This window comes from Streptomyces roseoverticillatus, from assembly GCF_000719265.1.
Classification (GTDB): Bacteria; Actinomycetota; Actinomycetes; order Streptomycetales; family Streptomycetaceae; genus Streptomyces; species Streptomyces roseoverticillatus.
The window spans coordinates 122,192-141,717 of the sequence record NZ_JOFL01000005.1; the positions used below are offsets into that span (position 1 = coordinate 122,192).

General features: G+C 73.4%; 17 protein-coding genes and 1 riboswitch. Of the genes, 3 read left to right on the top strand and 14 right to left on the bottom strand.

What is annotated here, in order from left to right; genetic code table 11:
- Positions 1 to 12: 12 nt before the first annotated feature.
- The 12 genes from IF61_RS0106890 to ribD all read right to left on the bottom strand — a co-directional run bounded on the left by IF61_RS0106890 (position 13) and on the right by ribD (position 10,320).
- Positions 13 to 705, bottom strand: a complete 693-nt coding sequence (locus IF61_RS0106890) for a DUF5995 family protein (RefSeq protein WP_030365354.1) — start codon at positions 703 to 705, stop codon at positions 13 to 15.
- A complete protein-coding gene (locus tag IF61_RS0106895; protein ID WP_245684430.1) occupies positions 702 to 1,433 on the bottom strand; it encodes a polysaccharide deacetylase family protein in 732 nt (243 codons plus the stop codon). The genes IF61_RS0106890 and IF61_RS0106895 overlap by 4 nt, the downstream gene beginning before the upstream one ends.
- 175 nt (positions 1,434 to 1,608) lie before the next feature.
- Entirely contained in the window at positions 1,609 to 2,724 is a 1,116-nt protein-coding gene (locus IF61_RS0106900; protein WP_030365356.1) for a hemolysin family protein, read from the bottom strand.
- The gene (locus IF61_RS0106905) at positions 2,721 to 4,058 is read right to left on the bottom strand and encodes a hemolysin family protein (RefSeq protein ID WP_211264836.1); all 1,338 of its coding nucleotides are present in this window, start codon (positions 4,056 to 4,058) and stop codon (positions 2,721 to 2,723) included. Before IF61_RS0106905 ends, IF61_RS0106900 begins: the two co-directional genes overlap by 4 nt.
- Positions 4,059 to 4,264: 206 nt before the next feature.
- Positions 4,265 to 4,729, bottom strand: a complete 465-nt coding sequence (locus tag IF61_RS0106910; RefSeq protein ID WP_030365358.1) for a PH domain-containing protein — start codon at positions 4,727 to 4,729, stop codon at positions 4,265 to 4,267.
- A 36-nt stretch (positions 4,730 to 4,765) separates the two neighbouring features.
- Positions 4,766 to 5,614 carry an ATP phosphoribosyltransferase gene (gene hisG / locus IF61_RS0106915; RefSeq protein WP_030365359.1) on the bottom strand — a complete coding sequence of 283 codons (849 nt, stop codon included), beginning with the start codon at positions 5,612 to 5,614 and terminating at the stop codon, positions 4,766 to 4,768.
- Between the two features lie 76 nt (positions 5,615 to 5,690).
- Entirely contained in the window at positions 5,691 to 5,960 is a 270-nt protein-coding gene (locus IF61_RS0106920) for a phosphoribosyl-ATP diphosphatase (protein ID WP_030365360.1), read from the bottom strand.
- A gap of 34 nt (positions 5,961 to 5,994) precedes the next feature.
- Positions 5,995 to 6,480 carry a 6,7-dimethyl-8-ribityllumazine synthase gene (ribH, locus tag IF61_RS0106925; protein WP_030365361.1) on the bottom strand — a complete coding sequence of 162 codons (486 nt, stop codon included), beginning with the start codon at positions 6,478 to 6,480 and terminating at the stop codon, positions 5,995 to 5,997.
- Between the two features lie 43 nt (positions 6,481 to 6,523).
- Positions 6,524 to 7,837, bottom strand: coding sequence for a bifunctional 3,4-dihydroxy-2-butanone-4-phosphate synthase/GTP cyclohydrolase II (locus IF61_RS0106930; protein ID WP_030365362.1), 1,314 nt, complete (start codon positions 7,835 to 7,837; stop codon positions 6,524 to 6,526).
- Positions 7,838 to 7,928: 91 nt separating this feature from the next.
- Complete coding sequence (locus IF61_RS0106935; RefSeq protein WP_030365363.1) at positions 7,929 to 8,582, bottom strand: nicotinamide mononucleotide transporter family protein; 654 nt, start codon at positions 8,580 to 8,582, stop codon at positions 7,929 to 7,931.
- Positions 8,579 to 9,199 carry a riboflavin synthase gene (locus tag IF61_RS0106940; protein WP_030365364.1) on the bottom strand — a complete coding sequence of 207 codons (621 nt, stop codon included), beginning with the start codon at positions 9,197 to 9,199 and terminating at the stop codon, positions 8,579 to 8,581. Before IF61_RS0106940 ends, IF61_RS0106935 begins: the two co-directional genes overlap by 4 nt.
- Positions 9,200 to 9,201: 2 nt before the next feature.
- Positions 9,202 to 10,320, bottom strand: coding sequence for a bifunctional diaminohydroxyphosphoribosylaminopyrimidine deaminase/5-amino-6-(5-phosphoribosylamino)uracil reductase RibD (gene ribD / locus IF61_RS0106945; protein WP_030365365.1), 1,119 nt, complete (start codon positions 10,318 to 10,320; stop codon positions 9,202 to 9,204).
- Between the two features lie 163 nt (positions 10,321 to 10,483).
- Positions 10,484 to 10,614: riboswitch (FMN riboswitch) on the bottom strand.
- Between the two features lie 341 nt (positions 10,615 to 10,955).
- Here ribD and IF61_RS0106950 point away from each other — a divergent pair.
- Both IF61_RS0106950 and IF61_RS0106955 read left to right on the top strand, forming a co-directional pair.
- Positions 10,956 to 13,340 (top strand): chitinase C-terminal domain-containing protein, encoded by a 2,385-nt coding sequence (locus IF61_RS0106950; protein WP_483855228.1) that lies wholly within the window; start codon positions 10,956 to 10,958, stop codon positions 13,338 to 13,340.
- A 73-nt stretch (positions 13,341 to 13,413) separates the two neighbouring features.
- Positions 13,414 to 14,631 (top strand): MFS transporter, encoded by a 1,218-nt coding sequence (locus tag IF61_RS0106955; protein ID WP_030365367.1) that lies wholly within the window; start codon positions 13,414 to 13,416, stop codon positions 14,629 to 14,631.
- A 329-nt stretch (positions 14,632 to 14,960) separates the two neighbouring features.
- On the opposite strand, the gene IF61_RS33950 is transcribed toward IF61_RS0106955, so the two are convergent.
- Positions 14,961 to 15,431: a hypothetical protein gene (locus IF61_RS33950; RefSeq protein WP_030365368.1), complete on the bottom strand. Its 471-nt coding sequence runs from the start codon at positions 15,429 to 15,431 to the stop codon at positions 14,961 to 14,963.
- A 222-nt stretch (positions 15,432 to 15,653) separates the two neighbouring features.
- On the opposite strand from IF61_RS33950, the gene IF61_RS0106965 reads away from it, so the two are divergent.
- Positions 15,654 to 17,075 carry a uracil-xanthine permease family protein gene (locus IF61_RS0106965; RefSeq protein ID WP_030365369.1) on the top strand — a complete coding sequence of 474 codons (1,422 nt, stop codon included), beginning with the start codon at positions 15,654 to 15,656 and terminating at the stop codon, positions 17,073 to 17,075.
- A 177-nt stretch (positions 17,076 to 17,252) separates the two neighbouring features.
- On the opposite strand, the gene IF61_RS0106970 is transcribed toward IF61_RS0106965, so the two are convergent.
- Positions 17,253 to 19,178, bottom strand: a complete 1,926-nt coding sequence (locus IF61_RS0106970) for an AAA family ATPase (RefSeq protein WP_030365370.1) — start codon at positions 19,176 to 19,178, stop codon at positions 17,253 to 17,255.
- Positions 19,179 to 19,526 lie beyond the last annotated feature (348 nt).

Sequence of the window (19,526 nt, forward strand, 5' to 3'; positions counted from 1 at the left end):
CAGCCGGGGGCCTCACCCCAGCGGCGTGAGCAGGCAGCGCCCCACCAGCCCGATGCCCGCGTCGATCCGCTCCGTCAGGTCCTCGGCGACGTCGGGCAGGCCGCGCACCGCCCACAGTGCGCGGAAGGACGCCCACGCCCCGCGCCGCGCCGCCTGCAGGGACCACGAACCCACCAGGTGCGTCAGCGGATCGGCGACGTCCAGCAGGTCCGGGCCGGGCATGAGGTCCTCGCGGATCCGCTCCTCCATGGCGACCAGCAGGCCGCCCACCCGGTCGAAGTCCGCCTCCAGCGCGTACGGCTGGAGACGCAGCGCCCGGCACGTGTCGACGAGGGCCAGCGCGAGGTCGTGCCCGATGTGGGCGTTGATGCCCGCGAGCGCGAACTGCAGCGGCCGGACGGCCGGGTGGCCGCGCAGCTGGAACAGCGGCTGCCAGCACGCCGGCGGCCGGCGGCCCGCCGCCACGTGGTCGACGGCGGCCAGATAGCGGGCCGCGAACCGCACGGCGAGCTCCGTGGCCGCCGCGCCCTCCCGGAACCCTCCGGCCTCCGCCTGCTCCCCGACCCGCTGCGTGACCGTCATATACACGCGGTTGAAGACATGCACCCCGTCCCGCGGGGGGAGCGCTCCGTCCAGCATCCGCATCTGCGCCAGCACGTCCTCGATCCCGGCCGGCGCCGCGGGCTTCGCCCAAGTCAGCGTCATACACACAGAGTGACACGTGAATACGCAGAGTAGGGGGCCGGGTGCGGTAGTTGACCGGAACGGATGAACGGGCAGGGCCTCCCGGCATATGCCCTCCCGGCGTACGCGCGCAGGTCCGCGAAGCCGTACCCCCGTGCCCGCGCCCCCGCGACGATCCGCGGAAGCGCGAGCGCGTCGAGCACCGGACCGCCGTCGTCGCTGCCCACGTGCATCTGGATGACGGCGCCCGGCGTCAGGGCGTCCAGGGCCCGCCGGACGGCCTCGTCGGCCGTCATGCCGCGCGAAGCGCCGAGATATCCCTTGGTGTCGGCCGTGAACTCCAGGTCCGCGAAGCCCAGTGCGTTGACCGCCTCGATCCCGCGGGGCGTGGTCTCGCTGTAGGGGAAGCGGAAGAACGGCAACGGCTCCGTGCGCCCCGCCGCGCGGATCGCCCGGTCCGCCCGCAGCACCTCCGCGGCCGCCTCCCCGGGGTCCAGCCGCTCGAAGTGCGGGTGGCTGTACGAATGGTTCCCGAGCCCGAACCCCTGCGCGGCCATTGCCCGCACCGCCCCCGGATGCCGCTCGGCGAAGTCCCCGGTCGGGAAGAACGCCGCCGGCACCCCTTCCCGCCGCAGCGTCGCCAGGACGTCCCCGATCCCGGCCTCGTCCCACGCCGCGTTGAACGTCAGCGCGACGACGGGCCGGGTCTCCGGCAGGACCTTGACCTTCCTGCCGAAGAGCTCGCTCACGGGGCGTGGTTCCGCCCCGTGAGCCGGGCGCGCCGGCGCCCCCGGAAGGAGCGCCGCAAGGGCGAGCAGGGCCGCCGCGCAACCGAGCAGTCCGCGCGGAACGGGGCCGGTGAAAGGTCTCATACCGGCTCAACGCGGGTGCCGGCCGGGCGATACGGCGGCGGCCGGCGGACCCTCAGCCCGCCATGACCTCGGCCTCCTGCTCCTCCGGGACGCGCGGGTCCGTCAGCCGGCCGCGCGGAGCCGCCGAGGGCACCGGAGTGCGGCGGTGCGCCGGGTCGCGGACCTCGCCCACCAGCTTCTCCAGCACGTCCTCCAGCGCCACCAGGCCCAGCACCCGCCCCGACGCGTCCGTGACCGCGGCCAGATGGGAGGCGGCCCGGCGCATCACGGTCAGGGCGTCGTCCAGCGGCAGCTCGGCCCGTACGGTCTCGACCCGCCGCCAGACCCGCTGCGGCACCGCACGCTCGCGGTCCTCCAGGTCCAGGACGTCCTTGACGTGCAGGTAGCCCATGACCGCGCCGCCCGCCGCGCACACCGGGAAACGGGAGTAGCCGGTCCGCACCGTCAGCTCCTCGATCTGCCGGGGCGTGACGGACGGGGCGACCGTGACCAGCGACGCCGGGTCGAGGAGGACGTCGGTGACCGGGCGGCTGCCCAGCTCCAGCGCGTCCTCCAGGCGCTCCTGCTCGGCCCGCTCCAGCAGGCCCGCCTGGCGCGAGTCCGCCACCAGGTGCGTCAGCTGCTCGCTGGTGAACACGGCCTCCACCTCGTCCTTGGGCTCGACGCGGAAGAGCCGCAGCACGCCGTGCGCGCACGCGCCCAGCAGTCGGGTGACCGGCCGGCAGACCCGTGCAAAGGCCACCAGCCCCGGCCCCAGCCACAGCGCCGCCCGGTCGGGCGCCGACATGGCCAGGTTCTTCGGCACCATCTCGCCGATCACCAGGTGCAGGAAGACCACGACCGCGAGCGCGATGACGTACCCCAGCGGGTGGATCAGCCCCGCGGGCATCCGCACCGCCTCGAACACCGGCTCCAGCAGCGCCGCCACCGTCGGCTCGGCGACCGCGCCGAGCGTCAGCGAGCAGACCGTGATGCCGAACTGGGCGGCCGCCATCATCTGCGGCAGGTTCTCCAGGCCGGTCAGGACCGTACGGGCCCGCCCCGAGCCCTCGGCCGCCTTCGGCTCGATCTGGCTGCGGCGCACGGACACCAGCGCGAACTCGGCGCCCACGAAGAAGCCGTTGGCGAGCACCAGCAGCGCCGCGAAGAGGAGTTGCAGCACGCTCATCGCGCCTCACCCCTGACCGCGAGGGCGCGCGCGAAGCGCACCCGCTCGGCCCGGTGGTGGGCGACCCGGCGCACCGAGATCCGCCACCCGGGCAGCTCGGCGGTGTCGCCCGCCGCCGGGATGCGGCCCAGCAGGTCCGCGACGAGACCGGCCACGGTCTCGTACGGCCCGTCCGGCGCCTCCAGGCCTATGCGGCGCAGCGCGTCGAGCCGGCAGCCGCCGTCGGCCTCCCACGCGGGCCGCCCGTCCTCGCAGGCCACGGGGGCCAGTCCGGGCCGGTCGGCGTCCTCGGCGTCGTGCTCGTCGCGGACCTCGCCGACGAGCTCCTCGACGATGTCCTCCAGGGTCACCACCCCCGCCGTGCCGCCGTACTCGTCGACGACCACGGCTATCGGCTGCTCGCTGCGCAGCTGCTCCAGCAGCGGCTGCACCGGCAGCGTCTCCGGCACGAGCACCGGAGGGACGGAGATCCGCCCGACCGGCGTGCGCAGCCGCTCGCCGGACGGGACCGCCAGGGCGGCCTTGAGGTGGACCATGCCGACGATGTCGTCCAGGCGCTCCCGGTAGACCGGGAAGCGCGAGAGCCCCGTGGCACGGGTGAGGTTGAGGACGTCCTCGGCGGTCGCCGAGGACTGCAGCGCGCTGACCTTCACGCGGGGCGTCATCACGTGCTGCGCGGTGAGGTCGCCGAGGGAGAGGGTGCGGACGAACAGGTCCGCGGTGTCCTGCTCCAGGGCGCCGGCGCGCGCTGAGTGCCGGGCCAGGGAGACGAGTTCGCCGGGGGTGCGGGCGGAGGCGAGCTCCTCGGCGGGCTCGACGCCGAGCGCCCGGACGAGCCGGTTGGCGACCGCGTTCAGCAGGGTGATCACGGGCCGGAAGAAGTGGGCGAAGGCGTGCTGCGGCCCGGCGACGAACCGCGCGACCTGCAAGGGCCGGGAGACCGCCCAGTTCTTGGGCACCAGCTCGCCGATGACCATCTGCACCGCGGACGCCACCAGCATGCCGGTCACGACCGCGGCGCCCGGCGCGGCCCCGGCGGGCAGGCCCGCCGTGGCCAGCGGCCCGGTGAGCAGCCGGCCCAGGGCGGGCTCGGCCAGCATGCCGACGACCAAGGAGGTGATGGTGATGCCGAGTTGGGTCCCGGAGAGCTGGAAGGAGAGCTCGCGCAGGGAGGCGACGACGGTGCGGGCCCGGCGGTCGCCGCCGGCCGCGGCCCGTTCGGCCTCCGGCTTCTCGACGGTCACCAGGCCGAACTCGGCGGCGACGAAGAAGCCGTTCGCCAGGATGAGGAGGAGTGCTGCCGCGAGCAGCAGCAGGGACACGGTGATGCTCATGCCGCCGCCTCCGCGAAGTGGGCGGCGGCGCGGGTACTACAGGACGATCCGTCCATTGCCGGAGGGAGTCACTCCTCGGGTCGCAGGTGTCCCGCGGGCCGGGCTGGTGCCACGGCCGGTTCCTCGTGCGGGACGGGGCACGTGTGTGCCCGTGGCACCAGAGTAATCAAGGAACCGCGCCCACCGCCGGGCCTGCCTGCCGCCGGTCAGGTGGTGGAGTGCCCCGTGCCGTGCTCCTCCACCAGGGCCCGCAGCGCCCGGGCCTGGGCGATGGCCTGCTCCTTGGCGATGCCGGGCTGGATCCCCATGGCCGGCAGGGTCGTGCCGTCGGCCAGGTCGAGCTGGACCCAGGCGTCGCCCGGGCGCAGCGTGACGCGGACGACCTGGGCCCACTCCAGCCGCCGTTTGGTGGTCAGGTTCACCACCGTGACCCCGTCCTGAGCGGCGATCACCTTGGGCCGGCTGAGCAGCCCGAGGAACGCGAAGACCAGCAGGCCGGTGCCGATGAAGGAGGCCCGGTCCCCGGCCGTCGCCGCGTCGAGCAGGAAGGACACCGCCGTGAGGACGACGAGCAGGGCGGTGCCCAGGCTCATCAGCACGACCCGGGTGCGGGTCGGGCGGAAGGTGACCGGGAGCGCGGGCGGGCCGGACGGGGTTACGGGCGTGGACACGTCGCTGGTGGCTCTCGCTGGGTGGGGCCGGGCCGGTCAGAGGCGGCAGGCGTGGATGTTGGTGGTGAGGATGGCGCGGGCGCCCAGCTCGTACAGCTCGTCCATGATGCGCTGGGCGTCGCTGGACGGGACCATCGAACGGACGGCGACCCAGCCCTCGTGGTGCAGCGGGGAGACGGTCGGCGACTCCAGGCCGGGGGTGAGGGCGACGGCGCGCTCCACGTGCTCGACGCGGATGTCGTAGTCCATCATCACGTAGCGGCGGGCGACGAGGACGCCCTGCATGCGGCGGAGGAACTGCTGGACCTTCGGATCGCCGGCCGGCGCGCCGGAGCGGCGGATGACGACGGCCTCGGACTCCAGGATCGGCTCGCCGATGATCTCCAGGCCCGCGTTGCGCAGGGTGGTGCCGGTCTCGACGACGTCCGCGATGATCTGGGCGACGCCGAGCTGGATGGCCGTCTCGACGGCGCCGTCGAGGTGGACGACGGAGGCGTCCACGCCGTTGTCGGCGAGGTGCTTGGTGACCAGGCCGGAGAAGGACGTGGCCACCGTCATGCCGCCGAACTCGCTCACGTCCTTGGCCGTGCCCGGCCGGGTGGCGTAGCGGAAGGTGGACCCGGCGAAGCCGAGCTGCATGATCTCCTCGGCCTGCGAGCCCGAGTCCAGCAGCAGGTCACGGCCGGTGATGCCGATGTCGAGCTTGCCGGAGCCCACGTAGACGGCGATGTCGCGGGGGCGGAGGAAGAAGAACTCGACGTCGTTGGCCGAGTCGACCAGCACGAGCTCCCTGCGGTCCTTGCGCTGGCGGTAGCCGGCCTCATGGAGCATCGCCGACGCAGGCTCGGAGAGAGAACCCTTGTTGGGAACGGCGATGCGCAGCATGAGGTCGGTTTCCTTCGTGCGTTGAGGATGTGGTGCAGGGGATGTGCGGGGTGGTGCGGTACTGCGGTGGTGCTGATCAGAGGTGGGCGTAGACGTCGTCCAGGGAGATCCCGCGGGCGACCATCATCACCTGAACGTGGTACAGCAGCTGGGAGATCTCCTCGGCGGTGGCGTCGGCGCCCTCGTACTCGGCGGCCATCCACACCTCGGCGGCCTCCTCGACCACCTTCTTGCCGATGGCATGGACGCCCTTGCCCACCAGCTCGGCGGTGCGGGAGACGGCGGGATCGCCGGTGGCCTTCTGCTGGAGCTCGGAGAAGAGCTCCTCGAACGTCTTCTTGGACATGGTGCGTCCTACCCTACGGGGTCCGCCCCCGCCGTCAGTGCCAGGGCTCGGACACCGAGCGGAGGAGCACCGCGGTGGCGACCGCGGCGGTCACGGCCTCGTGGCCCTTGTCCTCGTTCGAGCCCTCCAGACCGGCCCGGTCCAGGGCCTGTGCGTCGTCGTCACACGTGAGGACGCCGAAGCCCACCGGGACCCCGGTGTCCACGGCCACCTGAGTGAGGCCCTGGGTGACGCCCTGGCACACGTAGTCGAAGTGGGGCGTGCCGCCGCGGATGACGACGCCGAGGGCGACGATCGCGTGGTAGCCGCGGCTCGCGAGGACCTTGGCGGCGACCGGCAGCTCCCAGCTGCCGGGGACCCGCAGCAGCGTGGGCTCGTCGATGCCGAGGTCGTGCAGTGCGCGCAGGGCGCCGTCGACCAGGCCGTCCATGACCTTCTCGTGCCACTGCGCGGCGATCACGGCCACTCGCAGGTCCTGGCAGTTCTTCACACTCAGCTCGGGGGCGCCCTTGCCGCTCACGTTCTCGTCTCCTCGGTCGGTGTGGTGATCGGTCGGTGTGGTGTCACTGGTTGCCGCAGGCGGCCACGGGCCCGCCGTCCAGCCAGGGCAGGTCGTGGCCCATGCGGTCCCGCTTCGTGCGCAGGTACCGCAGATTGTGCTCCCCGGCCTGGACGGGCACGGGCTCCCGGCCGGTGACGGTCAGGCCGTGGCGGACCAGGGCCGCGCTCTTGTCGGGGTTGTTGGTCATCAGGCGCAGCGAGCGGACCCCCAGGTCGGCGAGGATCTCCGCGCCCGCCGCGTAGTCCCGGCCGTCCGCGGGCAGGCCCAGCTCCAGGTTGGCGTCCAGCGTGTCGCGGCCGTCCTCCTGCAGCTCGTAGGCGCGCAGCTTCGGCAGCAGGCCGATGCCGCGGCCCTCGTGCCCGCGCAGGTAGAGGACGACGCCTCCCTCGGCGGCGATACGCTCCATGGACGCCTGCAGCTGCGGGCCGCAGTCGCAGCGCAGCGAGCCGAACACGTCGCCCGTGAGGCACTCGGAGTGGACGCGCACCAGCACGTCCTCGCCGTTGCCCAGGTCACCGGCCACCAGAGCGATGTGCTCGACGCCGTCGGCCACCGAACGGTAGCCGTGGGCGCGGAAGTCGCCGAAGGCGGTGGGCAGCCGCGTCACGGCCTCGCGGCGCACGGCGGGCACCGCGGGGTCCCCGGGCGCCCCGGGGGCCGCCGCCTCCGCGGCGCGGCGGTGGGCGATCAGGTCCTCGATGGAGATGATCGCGAGGCCGTGCTTGCGGGCGAACGGGACCAGCTCCGGCAGCCGCAGCATCGCGCCGTCCTCGCCGGCGATCTCCACGATCGCGGCGGCGGGCCGCAGGCCGGCCATCCGGGCCAGGTCGACGCCGGCCTCGGTGTGGCCGTTGCGGACCAGGACGCCACCGGGCTTGGCGCGCAGCGGGAAGACGTGCCCCGGACGGACGAAGTCGCCCGGGACGGCCGCCGGGTCGGCGAGCAGCCGGATGGTGGTGGCCCGGTCCGCGGCGGAGATGCCCGTGTCCGTGCCGTGCGCGCGGGAGGCGTCGACCGAGACGGTGAAGGCGGTGCGCATCGACTCGGTGTTGTCCGCGACCATCTGCGGCAGGTCGAGCCGCTCGACCTCCTCCTCCTCCAGCGGTACGCAGATCAGCCCGCGGCACTCGCTCATCATGAAGGCGACGATCTCGGTGGTGACCTTCTCCGCGGCGACGACGAGGTCGCCCTCGTTCTCGCGGTTCTCGTCGTCCACGACGACGACGGGCCGGCCGGCGGCGATGTCGGCGACGGCGCGCTCGACGGAGTCGAGGACGAGCTCGCCGAGCGGGGTGAAGCTGTCGAGGACGGTCATGCCCCTGCTCCCTTGTTCGCTTCTCCGCCCGGACGGCGCAGAGGTGCGGGTGTCGTTGTCGGCTGCAGCCCGGTGGCCGCCCGCGCGTCGCTCACGAAAGTGCTCCTTCCAGGGCGGCGGCAGTGCTCGTACGCGAGCGCAGCCACCAGTCGCGCATGCCCCACAGGACGAGGGCGAGGTAGAAGACGTAGACGAGGCCGGAGAAGGCGAGACCGCTGCTGAACGCGAGCGGGACGCCCACGACGTCGACCAGCAGCCAGGCCACCCAGAACTCGATCAGCCCGCGGGCCTGGGCCACCATCGCGGCGAGCGTGCCGACGAAGATGTACGCGTCCGGCCAGGGGTTCCAGGACAGCTCCGGCACGGCCGTGAACAGGCCGCCCACGGCGAGGGTGCCGAGCGCCGTGCCGGCCAGCAGCGCCGCGCGCTCGCGCCAGGTGGCGAAGCGGACGGCGATGGAGCCGTCCTGCGCCTCCTGCCTGCCGCGGTGCCACTGCCGCCAGCCCCACACGGCCACGCCGATGACGAGGAGCTGCTTGCCGACCCCGCCGCTGAGGTGCGCGGAGGCGTACGCGGCGACGAGGACGACGCCCGAGAGGAACTGCACGGGCCAGGTCCATATGGAGCGCCGCCAGCCGAGGGCGAGGGCGGCGAGCCCGATGCTGTTGCCGATCAGGTCGGACCAGATGACGTGCTGCCCGAAGACGCTGAACGCCTCGGCGGTGAGCCAGTCCAGGGCGCTCATGCGACGGGACCCCCGGCCGCGCCCGCGCCCGCGCCGCCGAGCAGCCGCTCGACGTACTTGGCGAGGACGTCCACCTCCAGGTTGACGAGGTCGCCGGGCTGCTTGATGCCGAGCGTCGTCAGTTCGAGGGTGGTGGGGATGAGGCTGACGGTGAAGAAGTCGTCCCCGGCCTCGACCACGGTGAGGCTGATGCCGTCGACGGTGATGGAGCCCTTGTCGACGACGTAGCGGGCGAGCCCCGCCGGCAGGCCGATCTTCACGATCTCCCAGCGCTCGCCGGGGATCCGCTCCAGCACCGTGCCCGTGCCGTCGACGTGGCCCTGGACGAGGTGGCCGCCGAGGCGCCCGCCGAGCGCCATGGGGCGTTCGAGGTTGACGCGCGAGCCCGGGACGAGAGCGCCGAGGCTGGAACGCTTGAGGGACTCGGCCATCACGTCCGCGGTGAACTCGCCGCCGGCGGTTTCCACGACGGTGAGGCACACGCCGTTGACGGCGATCGAGTCGCCGTGCTTGGCGTCCTCGGTGACGATCGGGCCGCGGAGCCGGAAGAGGGAGCTGTCGCCGAGGTTCTCGACGGAGACGACCTCGCCCAGTTCTTCGACGATTCCGGTGAACACTGTCAGTTCTCCTCAGGGGCGGTGGCGGGAGCGGTGGGGACTGCGGTGATCCGCAGGTCGGGCCCGAGCCGGGCGACGTCGGTCACCTCTAGGCGCAGGGCCCCGGCGATGGTGCCGACGCCGGCGTCGCCGAGGGCGGCCGGCCCGGCACCGAGCAGGGCGGGAGCGAGATAGCCGACGACGCGGTCGACGGCGCCTGCCGCGAGGAACGAGCCGGCGAGGGCGGGACCGCCTTCGAGCAGGACGGAGCGGACGCCGCGCCCGTACAGCTCGGCGAGCAGCGCGGGCACGTCCAGCCCGCCGCGGCCGGCCCCGGCGCGCGGCAGGCGGACGACGTCCACGCCCGGCAGGTGGCCGGTGTCCGCGTCCTCGCCGACGGCGATCAGGGTCGGCGCCGCGTTGTCGAGGACCCGCGCACCGGGCTTGACGGAGGCACGGGTGTCGACGACGACGCGCAGCGGCTGCACCGCGCCGTCGCGGTCCCGGGCGGCGAGGTGCGGGTCGTCGGTGCGCAGGGTGCCGGAGCCGACCACGACCGCGTCGGCCTCGGCGCGCAGCCGGTGGACGTCGGCGCGGGAGGCGGCCGAGGTGATCCAGCGGCTGGTGCCGTCGGCGGCCGCGCTGCGCCCGTCGAGCGTGGCGGCGTACTTCCACAGCACGAAGGGGCGCCCGCGGCGGACCGAGGTGAGCCAGGCGGCGTTGCCGGCGGCGGCCTCGTCTTCGAGGAGGCCGCCCTCGGTGGCGACACCGGCGGCGGCCAGGGTGGCCGCGCCGCCGGTGGCGGTGTCCGTGGGGTCGGCGACGGCGTAGACGACGCGGCCGATGCCGGCGTCGACGAGGGCCTGCGCGCAGGGGCCCGTGCGGCCGGTGTGGTTGCAGGGTTCGAGGGTGACGACGGCGGTGCCGCCGCGCACGTCGTGGCCCGCGGCGGAGGCCGCGGCGAGGGCTTCGACCTCGGCGTGCGGCCCGCCGGCCCGGCGGTGCCAGCCCTCGCCGAGGACGGTGCCCTGCGGGCCGAGGATCACACAGCCGACGACGGGGTTGGGGCTCGTCGCGCCAAGGGCGCGAGCGGCGAGCGCAACGGCGCGTCGCATCGCGTCTGCTTCGGTCGCGGTGGCCACCGGGTCCTCCTGCCTCTTCGGGCACGGACTCCGGGGCTGTCGTACGGGACGACGAAGAAGCGGGTACATCGCAACGGGGGACACCACGGCCCCTGACGGAGCCGTACGGGAGGGGCGCCCGATGAGGGGCCGCCGCCTGCGACGGTGTGCCGATGCGTGCCCGCCGCGCACTGCCTCCCATCCGGACTTTAACCGTCGGTCCAGGAATTTCACCTGGTCAACCGGCCGCTGGCTGCGGACGGGTCGCGGACTATAACCGCCGGTTCGGAATTTCACCGACCCCGGAGTGCGCTGCGTATCAGTAATTTCAGGTCATGCTACATGCGGCCGGCCGGCGGCTTCTCAAAACCGCTGGTCGACGGGACGAGCGTACGCCGGGCGGCGGCGCGGTGTCCACGGCGATGTGACGCACTGGGCACCGGCCGCGAGGGCCCGTGCGGGCGGCCGCGACGGAGTCTCGGACTCCAGTTCCCGGACTTGGTCCGTACCTGTTGACGCACTGGTCTAGTCCTCTTAACCTCTGCCACACCTCCGAGGAGTACGGCCCGGCGGTGGGCGCACACCGGCGGGCCACAGCACGACGTACGCACCCCCCGCCGCCCGGCCGTGCCGGGCCCCCACTGGAGGACCTGATCGTGTTGTTCCGAGAGAAGCCCGCCCGGGAGCCACTGTCCCGGGCGAGATCCTGTACCGGCTCCCGCACCCGCCGCGGGATCACCCTCGCCGCGGCCGGCACCGCCCTGGCCGGGCTGCTGATCGGCACCGTCACAGCGGCCACGTCGCACGCCGAGGACAACACCGGCTGCCGCCCCGACGGCCTCTACGCCACCCCCGGCACCGACGTCCCCTACTGCTCGGTCTACGACTCCGCCGGCCGCGAGAAGATGGGCGCCGGCCACCAGCGCCGCGTCATCGGCTACTTCACCGGCTGGCGCACCGGCAAGGACGGCACCCCCGCCTACCTCGTCCCCGACATCCCCTGGGACAAGGTCACCCACCTCAACTACGCCTTCGCGCACGTCGGCCCCGACGACAAGATCTCCGTCGGGGCGGACGGCCCGGGCAACCCCGCGACCGGCATGACCTGGCCCGGCACCGCCGGAGCCGAGATGGACCCGGCCCTGCCGTACAAGGGCCACTTCAACCTCCTGACCACGTACAAGAAGCAGCACCCGGACGTGAAGACCCTCATCTCCATCGGCGGCTGGGCCGAGACCGGCGGCTACCTCGACGAGAACGGCAAACGCGTCGACTCCGGCGGCTTCTACAAAACGGCCACGAACGCCGACGGCTCGGTCAACCAGGCCGGCATCGACACCTTCGCGGATTCCACCGTCGCCTTCCTCAGGAAATACGGATTCAACGGCGCCGACATCGACTACGAGTACCCGACGTCGATGAAGGACGCCGGAAACCCCAAGGACTGGGCCCTCGCCAACGCCCGCCGAGGCGGCCTCAACAAGGGCTACGCGGCCCTCATGAAGACGCTCCGGGAAAAGCTCGACCGGGCCGGGGCGGCCGACGGAAAGCACTACCTCCTCTCCGTCGCCGCGCCTTCCTCCGGATATCTGCTGCGCGGCATGGAGACCTATCAGGCCACGCAGTACCTGGACTACGTGAACGTGATGTCGTACGACCTGCACGGCGCCTGGAACGAATTCGTCGGGCCCAACGCCGCGCTCTACGACGACGGAAAGGACGCCGAACTCGCCAAATGGGGCGTCTACACCACTCCCCAGTACGGCGGCACCGGCTACCTCAACGGCGACTGGGCGTACCACTACTTCCGCGGCGCCCTGCCCCCGGGCCGCATCAACCTCGGCCTGCCCTACTACACGCGCGGCTGGAAGAACGTCACCGGCGGCACGAACGGCCTGTGGGGCACCGCGAAGACCACCGCGTGCCCGGCCGGGTCCGGCCTCACCACCTGCGGCGACGGCGCCGTCGGCATCGACAACCTCTGGCACGACAAGGACGACGACGGCAAGGAGTCCCCGGCCGGCTCCAACCCGATGTGGCACGCCAAGAACCTGGAGAAGGGCGTCGTCGGGGACTACGCCGCTAAGTACGGCTTCCCGGCCGGCACCAAGCTGACCGGCACCTACGCCCGCAACTACGACGCGACGCTCACCGCGCCCTGGCTCTGGAACGCCGAGAAGAAGGTCTTCCTCTCCACCGAGGACGAGCAGTCGGTCAAGGCCAAGGCCCAGTACGTCGTCGACAAGGGCCTCGGTGGCACCATGATCTGGGAACTCGCCGGCGACTACGGCTGGAACGCCGCCAAGGGCCAGTACGAGCCCGGCAGCACGCTCACCACCGCGATGGACGACGCGTTCAAGGCGGCACCCGCCTACGGGGCCCGGCGCGCGACGACCGAGCTGCCCGCACAGGCCCTCGACATCGACGTGAGCCTCACGAACTTCCCGCTCGGCGACAGCAACTACCCGATCAACCCGAAGATCCGCATCACGAACCGGACCAAGACCACCCTCCCCGGCGGCACGGAATTCCAGTTCGACTACGGAAATTCCGCGCCCGGCAATGCCAAGGACCAGTCGGGCTGGGGACTGAAGGTCATCCGCAGCGACCACACCGCCGGCAACAACATCGGCGGCCTCAAGGGCGACTACAACCGGGTCTCCGTGCAGCTCCCGGCCTCCCAGCCGCTCGCCCCCGGCGCCTCGGCGGACCTCGACTACGTCTACTACCTGCCCGCGGCGACCCCCTCGAACTGGAGCGTGACCTTCGGCGGGAAGACGTACGCCCTCGCCGGCGACCTGGCCCGCGGCACGACCGTCGTCGACCCCGGCGGCACCACCCCCACCCCGACGGGCACCCCCACCGGCAAACCGACCGGCGGCGCCTGCACCGCACCGCAGTGGGACAAGGCGGCCGTCTACAACGGCGGCGCCACCGTCTCCTGGAAGTCCCGCTCCTGGAAGGCCAAGTGGTGGACCCAGGGCGACGAGCCCGGCACCACCGGCGAATGGGGGGTGTGGCAGGACCAGGGCGCCTGCTGAGTCCCGGGCCGTAAGGCGACCGGGCCCGCGCGGGGTCGACCCGCGCGGGCCCGGTCCGGAAGGATGTCGGCCCATGGGCGCCGGAGAACGGGACACGGGCCGCACCGACGAGGGCCGGCTGCGCCGGGCACGGTTCGCCGTGGCCGCGGTGTTCGCCGTGCACGGCGCGGTCACCGGCAGCTTCGCCACCCGCATCCCCTGGATCCAGAGCCACCTGGACCTCGGCTCCGGTGCGCTGGGCCTCGCGCTCGTCCTCCCCGCCATCGGCTCCTCGTGCGCCATGCCGCTCGCGGGCCGCATCAGCCACCGCCTCGGCTCCCGGGCGGCGCTCCGCGTGCTCATCGTGCTGTGGTGCGCCTCCGTGGCGCTGCCCGCCCTGGCGCCGGGGCTGCCCGCGCTCTGCGGGGCGCTCGCCGTCTACGGCGCGACGTCCGGCATGGCGGACGTCGCCATGAACGCACTCGGCGTGGAGACCGAGGAGCGGCTGGGCCGCTCGGTCATGTCGGGCCTGCACGGGATGTGGAGCGCGGGCACGCTCGTGGGATCGGCCGCCGGCACGGCCGCCGCGCACGCGGACCTCGACGCCCGGATCCACCTGGGCGCCGCGGCCGCCGTGCTGGCCGTGCTGGGCGCGGCGGCCTGCCACGGGGTCCTCGACCTGCGCGCCGCCGGCGACGAGCGCCCGCCTCCCCGGTTCGCGCTGCCGCCGCGCGCGGCGCTGGTCATCGGCGTCGTGGGCTTCTGCGCGGTCTTCGCCGAGGGCGCGAGCCTGGACTGGTCGGCGGTCTACCTCCGGGACGTCGCGGGTTCCGACCCGGGTGTGGCCGCGGCCTGCACCGCGGCCTTCACGTGCACGATGGCCCTCGCCCGGTTCGCGGGCGACCCGGCCGTGCGGCGCTTCGGGCCCGTACGGACCGTGCGCGCGAGCGGGGTGCTGGCCGCGGCCGGCGGGCTGCTGGTGGTCACGGCGCAGGGCGCGCCGTCCGCCATCGCCGGGTTCGCCCTCATCGGCGTGGGCGTCGCCGTCGTCGTCCCGCTGGCCTTCGCGGCGGCGGGGCGCAGCGGGCCGGCGCCGAGCCAGGCCATCGCGGGTGTCGCGACGATCACCTACACCTCGGGGCTCGTCGCCCCGGCGGCCATCGGCCAGATCGCGGAGGCCAGTTCGCTCGTCACGTCGTTCGGCCTGGTGACCGCCCTGGCGGTGGGACTGGTGGCGGGGGCGGGGGTGCTGCGCGTCCCGGAGCGGACGGCGGCGGCGGCCCCCCTGCCGGCGCCGTCGGCATCCGAGTGACGACAGGACCCGGCGCCGCCGGACTCCCTGTCGCGGTGTCGCGCCATTGCGGCCGCTGTCGCCGGGGCTCTGTGACGCCGGTGGCCCCGCCACGGACTCCGGACGCCCGGCAGGAGGAGCCGTCCAGCCGGGAAGCCGCCCGGTCGACAGGCATGTCCGCCGCGACGGCGATGTGCCGCGACGGCGAGGGTCCGGCGGAATGTGCAGCCACCGCACCCCGTACGTTCGCCGCCACCTGCCCGGAGGGCAGAACGCCGGAACGGGCCGGGCGGCGGACCACGAGGGTCCGTCGCCACAGCCCGTGCCGTGGTTGTGCTGTGCTGCTGTGGTTAGAGGATGCCGCCGAGGATGCCCCAGCCGCCGCCCCAGCCGCCACCCCAGCCGCCCCAGCCGCCGTGGTGGCCCCAGCCGCAGCTGCGGTTGCAGTCGTCCCAGCCCCAGCCGCCGTGGCCGCCGCGGTGGTGGCCCCAGCCGCCGCCCCAGCCGCCGCCCCAGCTCCAGTCGTCCCAGCCCCAGCCGCAGTCGTCGTCGCAGTCGCGGTGGTGGCCCCAGCTGCCGTGGTGGTCGTGGCCTCGGCCGTGGTGGTCGCGGCCGTGGTCGCAGTCACGGTCGCGGCCGTGGTCGCGCCCGTGGTCGCGGCCGTGGTCGCGGCCGTGGTCATCATCGTCGCGGTCGTGGTCGTGGTCCCAGGCCTGGACCGCCGGCGTGGCCGGGGCGGCCTGCGCCACCCCGGCGGCCGGGACGATGGCGACTGCGGCGATGATGGCAGCGGCCGCTGCGCGGCCGGCGAGCTTACGCATATGTGTCTCCTGAGTTGCAGGAATCGGACAATGACACCGATACCGTGTGGAGACCTGAGAAAAGCATGAGAAGCCGGTCATACAGTCCTACGGGCGATGGATTGCGCCGGTTGCAGCAAACCCCCGCGGCGGCGGACGGGTCCGGGTGGACCGGAGCACCGTCCGGCCCGGCTTAGCATGAACCGGATCATCACCCCCCCACACGACCTTTCGGGAGCTTCCATGGGCCTCGGCGTGCGCTGGACCCTGCACGGTGACGGGCGCACCCCCGCCCCTGGGGCCGTCGTCCGGCCCGACGAGCGGCTCTCGTGGCCGCGCACCGCCGGCCTCGGCGCGCAGCACGTGGTCGCGATGTTCGGCGCCTCGTTCGTCGCCCCGGTCCTCATGGGCCTGGACCCGAACCTCGCGATCATGATGTCGGGCGTCGCCACGATCCTGTTCCTCCTCGCGACCCGCGGCCGGGTACCCAGCTACCTGGGGTGCAGTCTCTCCTTCGTCGGCGTCGCCGCGATCATCCGGGCGCAGGGCGGCGGCAGCGCGGCCGTCACCGGCGCGATCTTCGTGGTCGGCGGGGCGCTCCTGCTGAGCGGCCTGGTCGTACAGAAGTTCGGGGCGCGCATCATCCACGCGGCGATGCCGCCGGTGGTCACCGGCGCCGTGGTCATGCTGATCGGCTTCAACCTGGCCCCGGTCACGGCGCGTACGTACTGGCCGCAGGACCAGTGGACGGCGCTGCTGACGATGCTCTTCACCGGCCTGGCCGTGGTGTGCCTGCGCGGCTTCTGGTCGCGCGTCGCGATCTTCCTCGGCCTGGTCTTCGGCTACGCGATCTCGTGGCTGTTCGACCGCCTCTTCGGGAAGATCCACTCGGTGAACGGCGGCCCGGAGGCCGTCGACCACTGGCGCCTCGATCTGTCCGGCGTCTCGAAGGCCGACTGGATCGGCCTGCCGTCGCTGCACGCGCCGAGCTTCGGCTGGTCCGCCGCCCTGGTGGCGCTGCCCGTCGTCATCGCGCTGATCGCCGAGAACGCGGGTCACGTCAAGGCCGTCGGCGAGATGACCGGCGACCGGCTGGACGACCAGCTCGGCACGGCGATCTCCGCGGACGGCTTCGCGACCATGCTCTCCACCGCCGTCGGCGGCCCCGCCAACACCACGTACTCCGAGAACATCGGCGTCATGGCGGCCACCCGCGTCTACTCCACCGCCGCTTACTGGGCCGCGGCCGGCTTCGCCCTCCTCTTCGGCGTCTGCCCGAAGTTCGGCGCCGTCGTCGCCGCGATCCCCGGCGGCGTGCTCGGCGGCATCACCGTCATCCTCTACGGCATGATCGGCCTGCTCGGCGCGCAGATCTGGGTCCACAACAAGGTCGACCTGCGCAATCCGCTGAACCTGGTGCCCGTCGCGGCCGGCGTCATCATCGGCATCGGCGGCGTCAGCCTGAAGATCAGCGCCAACTTCGAGCTCAGCGGCATCGCCCTGGGCACGATCGTCGTCCTCTCCGGCTACCACGTCCTGCGCGCCCTGGCCCCGGCCCACCTCAAGACGCAGGAGCCCCTGCTGGACGAGGGGACGAGCAGCTACGACCCGGAGGCGGAGTCCGCTGCCGGGTCCGCTGCCGCGGGGGAGAAGGGCGCCGGGTAAGGCGGGTTCGGCACCGCCGGTCTGCGCCGTCGTGGTTCCAGGCCGTCGCGGCGGGAGAGAGGTGCCGGCCGCCACGGCGACAAAAGTGCCCCGGCGCGACGGCCGTGAAAAATCCCGCCGCCACGGTGGCCCGCCCCGGCGGCGAGGGTCCGGCGGAACCGAACGCGGCCGCAACCGTCACGTGGAGGACGGATCCTGCGGGTCGCGAGACCCGTCCCGCCGCGTGCCCCAGCCCGGCCCCGACAGCACCTCCCCGTAGGCCTGCATCAGGTCCGGCAGCCGCAGCGTGGCCAGGTCGTCGCGCGTCGGCGTGCCGGGATAGCCCGACAGCCGCAGATCGCGGTAGGCGCAGCTCTTCTCGTACAGAGTGCGCAGGAAGCGGCCGTTGCCCAGCTCGTCGATCCAGCCCTGGGCGACCACGTGGGAGCTGATGCTGCGCAGCTCCTCCAGGGCCTCCTCGTCCCAGCTGTCGCCGTTCTCCGCGGCCAGCACCTCGCCGATGCTGGTGAGTTCGGCGGGGCGGTAGCTGGGGAAGTCGACGCGGGTGGTGAAGCGGGAGCCGAGGCCGGGGTTGGTGGCCAGCAGCCGGTCCATGCCCTCGGGGTAGCCGGCAAGGATCACCACCAGGCGGTCGCGGTTGTCCTCGGCGCGCTTGAGGAGCACCTGCAGTGCCTCGTCGCCGTAGGCGTCGCCCTTGGTGTAGCCGGAGTTGGAGAGGCTGTAGGCCTCGTCCACGAAGAGCACCCCGCCGAGCGCGGAGTCGATCAGCTCGTTGGCCTTGACCGCGGTCTGGCCCAGGAACTCGCCGACGAGGTCGGCGCGCTGGGCCTCCACCAGGTGTTCCCCGCCGAGCAGCCCCAGGGCGTAGAAGACCCGGCCGAGGATGCGGGCGACGGTGGTCTTGCCGGTGCCCGAGGGGCCGGAGAAGACGAAGTGCCGTTTGGGGGGCTGTACGGGCAGGCCCTGGACGGCCCGCAGCCGGGCCATGTGCAACTGCGCGGAGAGCGCCCGCACCTGCCGTTTGACCGGTTCGAGGCCGACCATCCGCTCCAGCTCGGCGAGGGCCTTGGCGAGCAGGACGGGGTCGGAGGGGCCGGCCACGGCCTTCCCGGTGGGCTGGGCGGGGACCCGGATCTTCCTGCGCGCGTCGTCGGGCCCGGCGTCCGCCTGCGCGGTGCCGGCGGGCCCCGGGTCCGTGCCGGTGAGCACGTCACGGCCGTCGAGGACGTCCGGGGCGTCGGCCGCCGCGTCGGCGGAGACGGCGGGCGGGGGAGGGGCGGCCGGCTCCTCGCCGGGCCCGCCCAGCGGCACCGGCGACAGGCCCAGCTCCTGGTCCAGGCCGTCCCCGTCGGCGATGGCGGTGAGCCGTGCCGAGGTGTCCATGAACGCCGGGTCCACGCGGTGCACGGCGCGGTACAGGGGGAGCGCGGCGGCGCTGCGGCCGGTGCCCTCGTGGGCGCGCGCGAGCCAGTAGCGCAGCTCCTTGCGCTGGGGCTGCTCGCTGCGGCAGCGCATCAGCGCGGCGGCCAGCAGCGGCTCGGCCTGCCCGTACATCTCCAGCCGCACCCGGGCCATGCCGCCGAACAGGCCGGCCTCGATGCCGAGCAGCGGATCGTCCAGCAGCGGCTCGGTGTGCCGCAGCAACTGCTCCCAGTCCTTGACCAGATAGGCGCGGCACGCGTGCAGGAAGCGGGCCTGGGGGTCGGTCTCGACGGGCGGGCAGCCGGCCAGCGCGCGGTCCAGCTCGGGCACGTGCCGGCCGTCGAGCCAGTGCGAGGCGTGCGCGAGGAGCAGGTCGCGGCCGGTCTCCAGCACGGGCTGGACCCACCAGCCCAGCCAGTACCAGGAGTTCAGGGTGCGCCGGTGGCGCGTGCGCTGCTCGCCGAAGCGGTCCCGGTGGCGGTGCATGCGCAGCAGTGCGGTCGTGGTGTCGGCGCGCAGCGCGTGCAGGCCCAGCCAAGCGTCGGCCATGCCGGGATCCGCCCGGACCGCCGCCCGGAACTCCTCCTCGGCCTGTGCGTACGCGCCCATGGTGTAGGCGTCGACGGCGCGCAGCCAGGCGAGATCGGCCGGGGCGGGTGGGCCCTGCATGCCGAAATCCATCACGTCCCCCACAAACCGTGCCCCCGTAGCGTGCTGCCCGGCGAGTGCCGGGCGCGCCTTGCCGAACCGCTGTGCTGTGGACGGGAGTTGACCAGTGTGTGCCAGTGCACCCGCCGATAGGTGCACCGAGTCGCATCGTACCTGCGCTGTTGGTCCAGGCCGAAGGGTGCCGCACCGCGGTTCGCGGCGGACGGGGGCGGGAAGCGGCGGGAAAGACGTTCTCGGAGGCGCGCCGGAAGGCTTCGCGGGATGGTCACCCAGGGTGAGGGGCTCGGTGGAGCAAAGGGCGCAAAAGGATACTTCCGGTGGGGTACGAAGCCCCCGATCACGGGGGAACAACCGGGGGCT